The organism is Nitrosomonas sp. Is37, from assembly GCF_033063275.1.
Classification (GTDB): Bacteria; Pseudomonadota; Gammaproteobacteria; order Burkholderiales; family Nitrosomonadaceae; genus Nitrosomonas.
This window is the reverse complement of sequence record NZ_JAWJYP010000008.1, coordinates 74708-88655: the sequence shown is the minus strand read 5'-3', so window position 1 is coordinate 88655 and position 13948 is coordinate 74708. Positions and strand designations below refer to the sequence as shown.

The 13948-nt window shown below is 49.4% G+C and carries 12 protein-coding genes; all 12 read right to left on the bottom strand.

All coding sequences use genetic code 11. From position 1 onward, the window contains the following. Position 1: 1 nt before the first annotated feature. Positions 2–1468, bottom strand: a complete 1467-nt coding sequence (locus R2Q26_RS05510) for a DUF3375 domain-containing protein (RefSeq protein WP_317535357.1) — start codon at positions 1466–1468, stop codon at positions 2–4. A gap of 392 nt (positions 1469–1860) precedes the next feature. Beyond that, a complete protein-coding gene (locus R2Q26_RS05505; RefSeq protein WP_317535356.1) occupies positions 1861–2619 on the bottom strand; it encodes a SprT family zinc-dependent metalloprotease in 759 nt (252 codons plus the stop codon). Between the two features lie 5 nt (positions 2620–2624). Next, on the bottom strand, positions 2625–5930 hold the full coding sequence (locus R2Q26_RS05500; RefSeq protein WP_317535355.1) for an HsdR family type I site-specific deoxyribonuclease: 3306 nt from the start codon (positions 5928–5930) through the stop codon (positions 2625–2627). After that, entirely contained in the window at positions 5927–6970 is a 1044-nt protein-coding gene (locus tag R2Q26_RS05495) for a virulence RhuM family protein (RefSeq protein WP_317535354.1), read from the bottom strand. Before R2Q26_RS05495 ends, R2Q26_RS05500 begins: the two co-directional genes overlap by 4 nt. Continuing rightward, positions 6967–7476, bottom strand: coding sequence for a hypothetical protein (locus R2Q26_RS05490; protein ID WP_317535353.1), 510 nt, complete (start codon positions 7474–7476; stop codon positions 6967–6969). The genes R2Q26_RS05495 and R2Q26_RS05490 overlap by 4 nt, the downstream gene beginning before the upstream one ends. 47 nt (positions 7477–7523) lie before the next feature. Continuing rightward, positions 7524–8156, bottom strand: coding sequence for a hypothetical protein (locus R2Q26_RS05485; RefSeq protein WP_317535352.1), 633 nt, complete (start codon positions 8154–8156; stop codon positions 7524–7526). Next, positions 8143–9516 carry an AAA family ATPase gene (locus tag R2Q26_RS05480; RefSeq protein WP_317535351.1) on the bottom strand — a complete coding sequence of 458 codons (1374 nt, stop codon included), beginning with the start codon at positions 9514–9516 and terminating at the stop codon, positions 8143–8145. Before R2Q26_RS05480 ends, R2Q26_RS05485 begins: the two co-directional genes overlap by 14 nt. A 17-nt stretch (positions 9517–9533) precedes the next feature. Next, positions 9534–10748 carry a restriction endonuclease subunit S gene (locus tag R2Q26_RS05475; protein WP_317535350.1) on the bottom strand — a complete coding sequence of 405 codons (1215 nt, stop codon included), beginning with the start codon at positions 10746–10748 and terminating at the stop codon, positions 9534–9536. Positions 10749–10784: 36 nt separating this feature from the next. Further along, positions 10785–11033 (bottom strand): hypothetical protein, encoded by a 249-nt coding sequence (locus R2Q26_RS05470; protein ID WP_317535349.1) that lies wholly within the window; start codon positions 11031–11033, stop codon positions 10785–10787. Positions 11034–11311: 278 nt separating this feature from the next. Then, positions 11312–11482 carry a hypothetical protein gene (locus R2Q26_RS05465; RefSeq protein WP_317535348.1) on the bottom strand — a complete coding sequence of 57 codons (171 nt, stop codon included), beginning with the start codon at positions 11480–11482 and terminating at the stop codon, positions 11312–11314. Further along, positions 11475–13025 (bottom strand): type I restriction-modification system subunit M, encoded by a 1551-nt coding sequence (locus R2Q26_RS05460; protein WP_317535347.1) that lies wholly within the window; start codon positions 13023–13025, stop codon positions 11475–11477. The genes R2Q26_RS05465 and R2Q26_RS05460 overlap by 8 nt, the downstream gene beginning before the upstream one ends. A gap of 44 nt (positions 13026–13069) precedes the next feature. Continuing rightward, positions 13070–13651 carry a restriction endonuclease subunit S gene (locus tag R2Q26_RS05455; protein WP_317535346.1) on the bottom strand — a complete coding sequence of 194 codons (582 nt, stop codon included), beginning with the start codon at positions 13649–13651 and terminating at the stop codon, positions 13070–13072. Between the last annotated feature and the right edge of the window lie 297 nt (positions 13652–13948).

Here is a 13948-nt window from a genome sequence, read left to right as displayed (position 1 = left end):
ACTATTTCACGAAAATCACGCGTGGCACACGTGCTTGTTTGATCTTTTCTTCACCCTTCGTGCCGAAGCTTTGCCAAACGATCGTTTCGGTTACCTCTTCATCTACCACGGATTTGAAGGAATTGTTGGCGAGTTCCAGGTAGGCCACCAGTTCCGCCAGGCCATGCTGTAGCGGCTGTAGTTCGCACAGCTTACCTAGCGTGATTTGGGAGCGATCCTGTAAAGCGTGGCGGATGTGCCGCGTCAACCGTCCTTTGTCGATCACCACTTGCGAGTACAACACTTGCATTGACCATGCTGCGTCTTCTTCAACATCGCCTGATTGCAGTTCGATTTCTGCGATCGCCGTTTTGACGCTTACCGTGTATAACGGCCGTTCCATCGGTAGCTCGATGGTAGCAGCCATGTCGGCAATGTCCATTATCTCACTTGGTGGAGGTGATTCCCGCAGCGCCAGCGCCTTGACTTCTAGCTCGTGCAAAATATCCATGATGCGGCGGTTTTCCAGCCAGGCTTGATCATCCAAAAAGCGCCGCAACTGCTGCGAGAGCTGAGCCACCGTGCGCTGCGTGTGCTCACCCGCTTCCAGCCAGTCATAATGTATCCGGCGAGTGCGGATGTCTGGTTTGAGTTCAGCGACTGGCGGCAAGGATAAAACTCGTTCGAGCAAAACCGAAAGTTCTTTCTGCCGACTGCTCGACATCAGAAAATCCCAGAAAGCTCGAAAACTGCGCCCCTGATCCGAATCGGCAATGGCGTCGCGTTCTCCCATGATTTGTTCCAACAAAGCTCCCTTGGCTCCTTCCCACAGCGCGATGCGTTCACGCACGCGCCGATCCAGGTTGCGAAAGTTGTGCTCCACTTCGCGGAAATCCGCGAGCAACTCACGCGCCAGCTGCATGAATTGCTGAAAGCGATCTTTTAGCGCCGTATCGTCCAACAGTTGTATGTCACCAGCCTGTACGCGCGCAATCTCGGCATCAATCTCATCGCGGCGTTTGTCCAATTCGGCAATACGTACCTGAGGATCGATTTCACTGCCTTCACTCATCTGCTTAAGTAACTCAAACAGGGTAAGCAGGCGCGATTCCGTGCCGACGAAACTACGCTCGATCAGCGTGGCTAACCAGGCAATTGCTTTTTCACTGGCTGGAGTCAGATCGAAATGCGGCTCATCCGACCCATGGGTATAGAACTTGCGCAACCAGCCTTTCTCGGTACCGGCCCAGTCATTGAGGTACTCCAGTGCGGCCTTGGGAAATGCATCTGCTCCCAATCGTTCGCGCAGAGCAAACAACTCATCTTCCAGTGCCTCGGACAAATCCGCTTGCGCCATCACTCGCACATTGGGCACGATGAATACGCGCTGTAAAAAGCTAGCTACCAATGGTGCGTGATCGGAGCGCAGCAAACGCCAAGCCGGATGATTTTGGCGCAACAAATCAAGGGTAGCGTAATCAAGAGTCATTGAAGCGCGATAGAAACAGTGGTTAAACCAGAAAGCCGCGTTTGGAAAATTGCGCAGAAAGTGTGTTTGTGAAGTTTCGTCTTGTGAATTGTCTGTTTACCTCCTTGGATAGCCGTAGAAAAGCACAAAAATCATAACCTCTACCTCAATTGGCAAAAACTGGTTTCCCGATTTGCTAAACTCGTTTAATCCAAACAAGCTTATATTACACTACTATCAGTACCCCATACTTTCCTGCGCGCATTACCAGTGTAGGCAGCATATCAAAAGACTGAATTTATCGATCTGTTATTTCATTTCTAAATCCAACCTGACTTTGTCGGCTTCTCCTTGCCGTATTATTTATACTGTCTGCGGCTCACCTTCGCGTCACGTTTGATTTGGAGATGGAATTACACAAAATATCGCATGGCCATTCCGTCCAATCGCTCTTTAATCCTCTCCCACTCCGGCATCATCTGCTTCATCAGCCGGTAGAAGCGCTCGCTATGATTGTGCTCAGCGATGTGACAAAGCTCATGCAGGATCACGTAGTCGATGCATTCGCGGGGAGCTTTCACCAGATGAGGATTAAGCGTCAATCGGCCCTTGGGTGAGCAACTTCCCCATTGGGTTTGCATGGTAAGCATGCGAAGCGGAGGACGATCAACTACCCAAAGTGCTTGCCCCAGCACGGCATCCAGCCGCTTGGCGAAAACATCTTTGGCACGAACTTTGTACCAATCGGTGAGTAACTGTTGTACTTTTTCAGCATTTTTCTGGGGAACGGTCACTTCCAGCTTACCGCGCAGCAGCTTCACCCCCTGTACCGCATCGGGCGCTGCCATCACCTTGAGCAGATACTGTTTACCCAGGTAGTAATGACTTTCTCCGCTTATGTACTTCCTTGGCGTAACATGCGCAAGCTGCGCGCGAAAGTCACGCAGTTGCTGGTAAATCCAGCGGCCACGTTTTTTCACGGCAGCCAGCACTTCTGCATCATTGCTTTGGGCCGGGGCAACTACTTCAACCCGGCAATCCGGACGCACTTTGATCAATATCCGGTTAATTCCCTCGCTACGCGGCAGCCGCTCAAAGAAGATCTGTTCATCCCCATAATTGAAGCTCAGGGTGTGGCTTGACTTGATCGGTTTATGAATCGTGACACTCATTTACCCTACATTCCGTTCAAGCCCAGCCGAGTAATCTGCACCACCCATTCCACAATCGCCTTGGCTTGATCAATCCCCCCGCCAATCGCTTTACACTCTTTGAACATCATGGGCAACAGCTTCTTGCGGATGTCGGCTTCGATGTTTTGCGGATTGATGGAGTGCTCGGCCACTGAAGTTTCAATACACTTATCCACGGCAAAGGCCAGTTTGATCCATTTATCCTGCACTTGCTGATCGTCAATGGCAAACACTTCCGGCAGTGTCTTTTTTAACACGCCGAAGTAAGCTTGCGCGTGCCGGTTACCAGCAAAAACATCTGGGATATCGTCCAGCCTGCGCGCCTGCACTTGCTGTTCAAACTCGCGAAACAGCAGATACTGCTTCAGCGGGTGATCGAACAGTTTCTCGGCCTCCTCAATCACTTGGCGCAGCAGTTTGGAAAAGGCTTCCTGCGCGTAGGGGTCATCACGTAACGCCTGCTCGATCATCCTGGTGACGTGGGTCTTGATGATGTCGGTTTCGTTGCGGGTCTTTTCCTCGCTCCAATTCTCGGGGTTCGCTTTTTGCCCCATTTTGTTGACTTCATATACCCCAGCAGGCTGTTTGATCTCCACCCCTATCACATGTTTATCCAGCAGTTTTTTCACCTGAGAGGTGTATTGATCGTAGTTGACGATTTCCCCGCTATCCTGCTGCACTAGCTGCCGCAGGCTGGAGAACTGCTTCATCGTTTCCTTATAATGGCGGCGGTCATCATCGGTAAAACTCTTATCCTCGAAGAATGTAGCCGATTGCAACGCCACTTTCAGGCAACTGGCGAATTCGGTCAGCGCTTCGTAAAAGTCTTCCCGCGCCTTCAGGTGCACATCTACCCGCTCGCCATTGCGCTCTTCCATCCTGGGCACCAGCACCTGACGCAGTTGCTCGATGTCGTTCTTGTTTTTCACATCAGCGAAAATCGCCCACAAATTTTTGTACAGTTGCGGCAAGCGCTTGTACTCGGTGCTCATCTGGCGGTAAAGCCCGGCAATATCATCGATGTCGTACCCACTCTGCGTGCGGCAAGCGAGATCCTGGTATTTAGCGATGGTGGTGTCCAGCTCGGCCAGAATGCCGCGATAGTCGATCAAGAGACCAAATTTCTTCTTCGGATGCAGGCGGTTCACGCGCGCGATCGCCTGGATCAGGTTGTGCTCCTTCAGTGGTTTATCGATATAGAGCACGATATTCTTGGGTTGGTCAAAGCCGGTCAGCAGCTTATCCACCACGATCAACAGCTTGAGTGAATTATCCTGATCGAAGCGCTCGATCACGGCCTTGGTATAAGCCTGCTCGTCCCGGGAGCCGACATTCTCCTTCCACCACTGAGTCACTTCCGGCATGGTGGACTCATCCACGGCGGTATTGCCTTCCCGGCTATCCGGCGGACTCATTACCAGCGCCGATTCAAACAATCCCGCTTCATCCAGATACTTCTTGTATTTGATGGCCGAGGCTTTGCTGTCGCAGGCCAGCTGGCCTTTTAAGCCTTCATCGATGTTTTTAACAAAGTGGTTAGCGATATCGAGTGCAATCAGGCGGATGCGGTCATCGGCGCTGTACACCTGGCCTTTCTTGGCGAACTTGCGTTTGAGATCTGTTTTCTGTTCCCCGGTCAGGCCTTCGGTAATGCGGTCAAACCAACTATCGATGGCGCGTTCATTCACCTCCAGATCGGGAATTCGTTCTTCATACAACAATGGCGTGACCGTCTGGTCTTCCACCGCACGCTGCATGGTGTAGGCGTGCACGATCGGACCAAACTTATTAGTGGTCTTGTCGTCTTTCAGCAGCGGCGTACCGGTAAAAGCTACCAAAGCGGCATTCGGCAGCGCCTGCTTCATGCGGATATGGTTCTCGCCACCCTGGCTGCGGTGGCCTTCGTCGATCAGCACGATGATGTCCGGACTGGTGTTGACGCATTCAGGTAATTTGGTAGCGGTATTAAATTTCTGGATCAACGAGAAAATGATGCGCTCGCTACCTTGGCCTATCTGCTCGGCCAGGCGCCGCCCTGAAGTGGCCATCGCTGCTTCCCGGTCTTTCTTGCTGGCCAACTCGCCACCCGAGGCAAAGGTTTTGCTAAGCTGGCTTTCCAGATCGACCCGGTCCGTTATCACCACAATGCGGCACTGCTTCAGCGAGTCGTGCAGGATCAGCGCCTTGCTTAAAAACAGCATCGTGAATGACTTACCGGAACCAGTGGTGTGCCAGATCACCCCACCCTTTCTGCGTCCTCTCCCGCCGGGAGAGGATTGGGGTGAGGGCTCAAAGGTATTGATGCGCTCGATCAGGCGCTTGATACCAAACACTTGCGGATAGCGCGCCACAATCTTGCCCACCTTCTTATCAAACAAGGTGAAGAAGCGGGTCATTTCCAGCAAACGCACCGGTTGCAGCAAACTGATCAAAATGCGATCCTGTCCGGTCACAGCTAGCTCGCCTCCTCCGATCAAGGTTTGATACCAATTCAGGTTCCCAGTCGGGCGGTGGTTGAATAACGCAGTGATTTGATTCTGACTCAGCTTTTTATTTTTCTGCGCAAACATCTCGGCATCGGAAATATCCTCCTCGCGCCAAACAGCCCAGAACTTGGCAGGTGTGCCACAGGTGCCGTAACGCCCTTCCGTGCCATTGATCGACAACAGTAACTGGCTGTAGACAAACAAGTGCGGAATCTCGTCATGGCGCTGGTTGCGCAAGCTTTGCGAAATCCCTTCCTCAAGGGTCGGGCCTTTTTGCGCATGGCCATCTGGCCGTTTAGCCTCGATCACCACCAGCGGCAAGCCGTTGACAAAGCAGACGATATCCGGCCGACGGCAATCCACACTCCCGGAGCGCATCACGCTGAATTCTTCGGTAAACACAAAGCTGTTATTGGCCGGATTCTGCCAGTCGATCAGGGCAATGGTCGGATTGGCCTTTTTGCCCTCCACAAACTCGGTGACCGCAATACCGTACAGCAGATGGTTGTATAGTTTCTCATTGGCAGTTAGCAAGCCCTCGTTCAGCGCTAGGCTGCATACTTCCGCAATGAGGTTATCGATCGTCTTATCCGATAAAGCATGCTCACGGCCAGCAAAAGTAAAGCGGCGTTTTTGCAGCTCTGTTCGTAACACATCGCGCAGCACCACCTCATCCTGCCTGCCACCGCGGGCAGTTAGTGCTTGTTCAGGGGGAAAGAACGACCAGCCCAGATTAATCAACAGCGCCAGTGCCGGGAGTTTGGCGCTGTATTCTTCCTGAAACTTTGGCAGTGTCTGGGTCATGGCTGTTTCTTGTTCGACTTTTTATTCTGCCACTCAAGTAATGCGTTGAAGTTATTTCGTTCGCCTTCTGCCTCTTTTAATTGACGACGCCGCTGGGCATAGTTTTCGTATTCTGCCAGAGCTTTTTGATCTGCTTCTGCCTTGGTCACCTTACCGGCATTGGTCAAGACAGTCCTATCATTGAACTGCAGGAACTGATCAAGCTTCTCTTGCCAGTCACGCAGGAAGACCTGCTTTCGCCGCATAGCCTGATCCTCGGCAAAATCTAGCCACATGGTAACAATTCTGTTCAGTTCTGTGATTTCATCTTCTTTCAGGTAGTTTTTGGCAATGGTGACATCGAACTTACGTACCTCATCCCCCTTGAAGCTGGTTAGCCCCATATTCGGCAAGAGCGCATCAACGCGCTGGCTGATCAGTTCAGCAGCGGTAAGGCCGGTACAGGCGTAATGAAGCTTGTTCTGCATGATTTGAAAGAACTGAGTAGTCTCACGGTTCAACGGCTCATAGTCGGCGGCCAGAGCAAAGATTTCCTTCACTCTCAGGTACATGCGTCGCTCACTGGCGCGAATGTCCCGAATACGCTCCAGCATTTCGCTGAAGTAGTCGGGTACGATGGAAGTGCCGACCGGTGGATTCTTCAGACGCTCATCATCCATGACAAAACCCTTAATAAGGTATTCTTCCAGTGTCCGGGTCGCCCACTGGCGAAACTGGATACCGCGGACTGAGCGCACCCGGTATCCTACAGCCAGAACCAACGGCAGGCTGAAGAACTGCACAGGATAGCTTTTGCCATCGGCGGCAGTTGTTCGGTAAAACCGAACAACTGAATCCTGCACCAGTTCGCCTTCCTCAAAGATGTGCTTGATATGCTCACTGATCGTGGCCTTGGCCTTGCCATACAGCTCACAAATCATGGCCTGTGATAGCCAGAGAGTATCTGATTCGAAGCGACACTCGATACGCACCTTTCCATCCTGGCTGGTGAACATGACAAACTCGCCGGAAGGTGCCTGGGGTAGCTGATCGTCCGTCATACTGCCTTCTTGTAAGCAGAAAAAAGCCGCCAAGGTTGCGCGTTGCCCTGAAGAGCACTAAGCGTGGCGGCTATGTTTTCTGCGAAAATGAAAAAACCGCCCGAAATGCGGTTTTTCCGCCCCAAGCAGAAACCAAATAAATGGCCCTGCAAAGGATGAGTCGTAAGGTGAATACTAACACCTGAAAATAAACTTTCAAACAGTTTGCCTGAGTAAACTGCAGTAATTACACTACGCAGTGAATTCACGAGCAAACGGCTATTGAACTTACTGGGGCTTCTGCCGACTGAGCCAGCGTAACAAATCAGCGACAACCCACCGTTTTTAAATGTTCCACCCCGATGACAAGAGCCCCACAGGCTCTCACCGCATGGTGTAGTCAGAGTGGTCGCCTTATCCGATGAATATTCATAAAAAAAGAACGACCATCTCAGGTTGGTCAATGATGTCAGCACTGGCAACTTGGCGCTGTATTCTTTTTGGAATTTGGGTGTATCTTGTGCCATTTTATTCTTTCTTCCTATGCTTGATGTTCGAGGTGCGAATAAACACTCTAGGTAGTCAACCAATTCCTTAGAATATTTACAACAACAGGGGCAAAAGACTCCAACTTGCCATTTTGTGGTTGAGATATGTCATCGATAACTGCTTTAATTAATTCATCGTCATCTAATCCTTCACTGGGATCTACGCCATTTTTCCAAAGAAGGGATTCAGATAGATTTTTACGTTTTTCAATAAGAGCCTTATTATTGACCTCAGTGTCCCCTAGGTTTAGGACTCTTATAGTTTCTTTGGCCTGATCTGTAAGCCCTTCAATTCGCCCACTAATTTTGAACCGTAATTCAGTTTCACACTCAGCCATTAGAGGTGTTAATGATAAAGGCTGCGAACCATGGGCTGCGTCACACTGATTAGGAGTAGTACAACTGGCAACAATATTACCGAAGTCAAGGCTCCGATTTGGTGCCAAATGACGCGCTTCGACATGCTCGTTCATACAATCATCATTTTCTCCAGTGATTTTCTGGCAACAGTAAGCACAAAGATAAAACTGCTCTTGCAAACAAGCATCACGGATATCTTGGCGTTCGATCTCTGTTAGTTGATTATAGTCGCCTACAGGGTTGGTACGTTTCCAAGCGATTAAACTTGCAGGCTCCCGTCCTTTGTTAATCTTTCTCACCACGTAACTCCTTTTTACGCAATAATAGTTTTGCTTTTGCAAGCTCTATATGATTAGCAGGTAACTCACGCCCCAACTCAGTCAGTAGTTCTCTGGCTTCTGACAATCGCCTATCTTGAATGTGATCTAGCAGATCATTTAGTTTTTTCGCAATCTCAGCGTTTCGGATATGGGTATCCATCACATTTAGCAATACACTATTTGCATCCTGGCCATATTGAGATGGAACTAGAGTCAGCTCACCGCTATTGAGTGAGTACACCAGCACATCTTTACAATCACTGATAACCAAAGGTGAGTGAGTAGTTAATACAAACTGGCAATTGGGAAAGGTATTGGTTAGCCGCTCGATAATGCTACGCTGCCACGACGGGTGCAGGTGCATATCGACTTCATCAATTAAGACCACACCGTCCCCTTGCAAAGGATTATTAAGGGACGGATTCATCATCGCTAGTCGTCTGGCAATATCACCCACCAGTGCCATCAGCGATTTTTCACCCTGGGATAGCTGCAATACGTTAAAAGTCTCGCCATCTTTATCGATAGACATATGCAGTCTTGGTTTACGGCGCACTCTTAGATTGCTAAACCCAGGCATAAAATTGGCAATAGCCGTCCGTACCGCTGTGAGCTGCCTGTCTCTTGATGAGGCTTTAAGCGCGAGTAGTTTTTCCCATACACTGTTTTTCTCACTGCCCAGCATTTCTAGCAATTTATTGAGCATATCCTGCGAAATCCCGGACTCATTCTCGGTATCTTCACGTTCGCGAAACCACTCAAAAAAGCGGCGAAAATCGACACCTTGATTGAGCGAATTATCATAACCATCAAGCTGTAAAAACGTATGCCTTTCTTTGATTTTAAGTGGAATATCGAGTACCACCCGTTCAACCGGGTAAAAAGCAATGAGCGGCAAGCTAGTTTTGTCATTGTTGGATAAGGCTGAACGATAATAATCTGCCAGCCTTGAAGCATCATTCAGATGGCTTGTGTGTTCACCTTTGTTTCCCTTGCGCGTTTTCGTTAATGTCCATTGATAAAAAAAGTCTTCTTCATTGGCTTCTGGATTAGCTGATTGTCCACGTTCATCAAATACCGCTATATCAATGGCAGCCGAAGATGCACCATGGAAAATTACCTCTTCAGGAATTGGGCTGCCATTGCCTTTCTCACTACGCAATCTCGCTACAAACCAGCTCAGTGAGGTAGCCAATGCTCTCAGTATTGAAGTTTTACCGGCACCATTATTACCAACTAATACTGTTACATTTGATGTCGTCTGTTGCGTTGGTGCTAAAGGTGCTTCCAATAACTTGAATCGGCCTAAGTTATGTAACCGGAACTGTTTAATTTTCATAAACTCATCCTTTAGGTTTAGGTGGCAAGGCCGTTGACTTTGACCCGGCGCTTACCCGTTAGCAACTGCTGCATCAGCGCTTTTTTCTCTTGTTTCAGGCAGTCAAGTTTTTGTTGTAAGGCGTCTATTTCCTGATCGGCGGATTTAAGAATCCTCGTGATCCTGTTTTGCTCTTCAAGTGGGGGGAGCGGTAAATGAATTGCACTGAACTCCTTCCAACGAAGACTGCCTCTGCGATCAACCGATGCGTTGGTTGCAGCACTAAAAATCTGGCGATAATGCTCGGTTTTAAATATTGCAAATAGATAGTCATTATTCACTTTGCGACTATCTGCTCTAAAAACAACGTAGATCGGACTGATAATACCAACATCATAGAACGTCTGAAGCCCGATTGATCCCTCTTCAATATGGTTTGCTGGAAATCCAAAACAACCATGAGGAATAACCTTGTAACTAGAGGTATCTTCACTGTATACCTGTTTCTTGAAGTACTTTAGTGAATCAACGAAGCCTTCATGCTTCGAGCATGAGAGTACCGGGTAATTCCGCCCAGTAGAGTTCTTCTCTGAGATCTCGGTGCAAACTTCCTTAATAGCCAGATAACTCCAATCGGATGGAATTTCTCCATATCTGGTTTTCTGGAACCCATAGGTACCGGAACTCCGATCGAACCGTTTTTTGCCGGTGAGCAGTTGTTGCATGAGGGCTTTTTTTTGTTGCCGGCTATTGGCGAGCAGTTGCTCGGTGGTGGTGATCGCCTTATCCCAGGTGAAAAGAATTTGGGCGATTTTCTTTTGTTCGGGAAGCGGGGGAATTAAAAGTGGGGTATGTAACACGTCATCTCGTGATATACCAGGAATCAAGCCGGCCGCAGCTTCCTCGTACCGAGCAATCCTTGCAAGCAAGTTGTAGTATGTAAATCTCACATAGAACCTAGTGGGACGAATTGCCATGAGCTGTCGACTGATAGCGTAAGCGCCATCAGATTCGACAACTTTGCCTGTTCCAGAGCCTTTCACGGTGATTAAAAGATCGCCTTTCTTACTAAATTTTTTTCCACTCTCTGTGTACTTGGTTACGATGATTTTTCCATTGAGAAAATCGGCTGGCCCTGTCAAATATGGGCGACCTATACCAACTGTATTCACTAGATCTGCTTCAACATGCTGACCAGATATCAGTTCTATCCCCTCTTCGAAAAGCCCTTTTCTCCACCCCCTAGGTACCATAACCCAACTCCTTCAGATACTTGATCATTTCGCATTCTAGCATTCAGCTCCCGACCCTATGGCGACCATTTTCGTAACGTCACGAAAATGGTTTTCGACTTCTATCTTGCTGTTCCTGCAGGCATGTTTTGCCTTTTCAATAACATTGAGAAAGTTCTCCCAGCGGTCATAGCCCAGCAGGACCATCAGCTCTTGGGCATAGCAGAATTCAATATCGGCGTCTTCCAGACGGTGTAAGGATTGATCGAATCGCGTTTTAAGTTGGGTGATCAGTTGCTTGTCCACCTTGTTTACCTTTTTAAGTTATGTTGATAGCGAATTCTCATTGTGCATTGCTTTGCAATCCCAGAGAATTAGTGCAGCGCACCGCTGCACTAATTCCAGGTCGGGCCAGCTCTCGGTAAATTTGCGCATGTATTTCAGATTGCGGGAGCTAAAGCTGCCCATTTCCGGGAATGCCGTTTGAGGTCATAAACCAGGCGATCGATTACTTTGGCGCCCCAGCCCTCGTGCTGCTGACGCCTTAAGATGTGCTGGCCAATCTGCCAATAAAGCAGAATCATTTAGGCATTGGCGCTTTGTATCACCTTCAGGCGTTCATGCCTGACCAGCGATTTCACGCTTTCCAGTAGCTCTGGGTAGCTATCGGGCAACTCGCTCAGGTGGCATGGTACTGGCAGGATGACATCCGGATCAAGATTTTTGCCTCTGCCCTTTCTGCCACTGTCACTCATAGCCCAGTTCCTTCAGGTAGCTTTCCATTTCCATTTCCAATGCAGCAAGCTGTTTTTTAAGTTCCAGCCTTTCCTTACGCACCGCCATCAGATCAATTTCTTCCTCTTCTTCAAAGGTATCGACATAACGCGAGATGTTGAGGTTGTAGTCGTTCTCTTTAATTTCCTCTAGGCTGGCGAGATAGGCGTACTTATCCACGCTTTTACGCGCTTGGTAGGTCGCAACGATTTTGGCAATATTGTCATCAGTCAGCAGGTTCTGGTTTTTACCGGCTTTGAATTCGCGGCTGGCGTCGATAAACAGAATGCCTGGCCCCTCACCCCTACCCTCTCCCTGAGGGAGAGGGAGGCGGTCTTTACGGAAGATCAGAATCGCAGCGGGGATACCGGTGCCGTAAAAGAGTTTTTCCGGCAGGCCAATCACGGCATCGAGCAGATTTTCGTCGATCAGTTGCTGCCGGATCTTGCCCTCGGAGGACCCCCGGAACAGCACGCCATGCGGCACCACCACACCCATGCGTCCGGTTTTCGGTTTGAGGGTTTCGATCATGTGCAGGATAAAAGCATAGTCACCCTTGGTTTTCGGCGGGATGCCGCGACGGAAGCGGCCAAACTTGTCGTGCTCAGCTTCGTCATGACCCCATTTGTCCAGACTGAACGGCGGATTGGCAGTGACGATGTCAAACAGCATCAGGTTGCCGTTTTTATCCAGCAGTTTTGGATTGCGGATGGTATCGCCCCATTCGATTTTGTGATTGTCCTCGCCGTGCAAGAACATATTCATCTTGGCCAACGACCAGGTGGAGCCGATTGCTTCCTGACCATACAAAGCGTACTGCTTACTGTTATGGTTGGCGACAACCTTGTGGCCACACTTCATCAGCAAGGAGCCGGAACCGCAGGCCGGATCGCAGATGCTGTCGCCCGGTTGCGGGTCGAGCAGCTCGGCAATCAAGTCACTCACCTCCGGCGGAGTATAAAATTCACCCGCCTTTTGGCCGCCACTGGCGGCGAAGTTTTTGATTAGATACTCGTAGGCGTTGCCGATCACATCCAAACTGCCGACACGGCTGGGCTTGAGGTTGAGTTCCGACTTGGCGAAGTCTTCCAGCAGATGACGCAGAATGGTGTTCTTTTGCTTTTCTTCACCGAGTTTGTCGGTATTGAAGGAAATGTCCTGGAACACGCTTTTACCGGCATCTTTCAGTTTGGTGCCGTTGGCTTCTTCAATGGCGTGCAGTGCCTGGTCGATACGCTCGCCGTTGCCGGGCTCGAAGCGACGATCAAACAGTGCGTAAAAACTAGCCTCGCGCGGCAGCACAAAGCGCTCGTTTTTCATCATCTCTTCAATCAGTTCTGGCTCATCGCCATACTCTTTTTGGTAACCTTCGTAGTGATCCTGCCAGACATCGGAGATATATTTCAAAAACAGCATGGTGAGGATGAAATCTTTGTAAGTATCGGCGCTGATGGTGCCGCGGAAGGTGTCGCAGGCAGCCCACAGTGCTTTGTTGATACTGTCCTGGTTGATTTTGTCGTTCATCGGCGGAGTTTCCTTGTTATTCTCTAATTCGGTGTGGGTTTTGCCTATTGATTCGCCAGCAGATCGCTGGCAATGATATCAAGTAAGCGCTCATGATTGCGCAGCAGTTGTTCTACGATTTGTCGTTCCTGCTTGATTGCATTGACTAGGTTAATAATGGCCTGCTGTTTGGCTAACGGTGGCACGGCGATCGGTGTATCTTCCAGCACACGGCGACGAATACTTTTGGTCAGAGTGCCCTCGGCGTTCTGCTCGAAGTAGCGCTGACAGGGACTTTGGTTCAAGAACCAGGCCAGATATTGAGGCAGCACCGCTTTGCGTTGGATGCTGACTACAAAAAAGTGCGGAGCCGCCACTGCCTGCACACCCGCTCGAAGCAGATTTTCATCAACCGCTACGGAATAGTTATGGCTGCCGCGTGCCGCAACCAGGATATCGCCTGGTTGCAACCAGCCGGGTTCACGCTTACCGGTCAGCTCGGTTGTTAAACAATTTGTCCAGTGAATTCCTTCCTGTAGCGACACATCCTTCATTTGAACCGCAATCACGCTAGAATCAATTACTTCAGGAATTTTACTTCGAAATGGATAGCCAGCATTGATGGTTGCGATCTGTTTAAGTTTCACGCTTGGAAAGATTCATAGCCCATGATGCGGAAATTGTGTGGCGTTATCGCACAACTGTCAAGAATTATTTCGTTTCATTGACTTTGATGCAGTAAATATATCCAAGCTTATGAATCAGAATACTTGCTTTAATGCGGGTAATCGTGTGCAGATCGTTGGAGCCAAAAGGTAAACAGGAATGAAACAGTTGTGCGTGAAAATTACTGGTCTGGCTGTTTTTTTTCCGCAAGCTCCAGGCATGATTTGCCACCCTGCCAAAGGATGGCGGCAAATCGATACCGCCTCGCCATAAACTAA

Bases quoted from the DNA above. Each gene is read 5' to 3' on its own strand.
- R2Q26_RS05510 (WP_317535357.1), bottom strand. From the start codon at position 1,468: ATGACTCTTGATTACGCTACCCTTGATTTGTTGCGCCAAAATCATCCG.
- R2Q26_RS05505 (WP_317535356.1), bottom strand. From the start codon at position 2,619: ATGAGTGTCACGATTCATAAACCGATCAAGTCAAGCCACACCCTGAGC.
- R2Q26_RS05500 (WP_317535355.1), bottom strand. From the start codon at position 5,930: ATGACCCAGACACTGCCAAAGTTTCAGGAAGAATACAGCGCCAAACTC.
- R2Q26_RS05495 (WP_317535354.1), bottom strand. From the start codon at position 6,970: ATGACGGACGATCAGCTACCCCAGGCACCTTCCGGCGAGTTTGTCATG.
- R2Q26_RS05490 (WP_317535353.1), bottom strand. From the start codon at position 7,476: ATGGCACAAGATACACCCAAATTCCAAAAAGAATACAGCGCCAAGTTG.
- R2Q26_RS05480 (WP_317535351.1), bottom strand. From the start codon at position 9,516: ATGAAAATTAAACAGTTCCGGTTACATAACTTAGGCCGATTCAAGTTA.
- R2Q26_RS05475 (WP_317535350.1), bottom strand. From the start codon at position 10,748: ATGGTACCTAGGGGGTGGAGAAAAGGGCTTTTCGAAGAGGGGATAGAA.
- R2Q26_RS05465 (WP_317535348.1), bottom strand. From the start codon at position 11,482: ATGAGTGACAGTGGCAGAAAGGGCAGAGGCAAAAATCTTGATCCGGAT.
- R2Q26_RS05460 (WP_317535347.1), bottom strand. From the start codon at position 13,025: ATGAACGACAAAATCAACCAGGACAGTATCAACAAAGCACTGTGGGCT.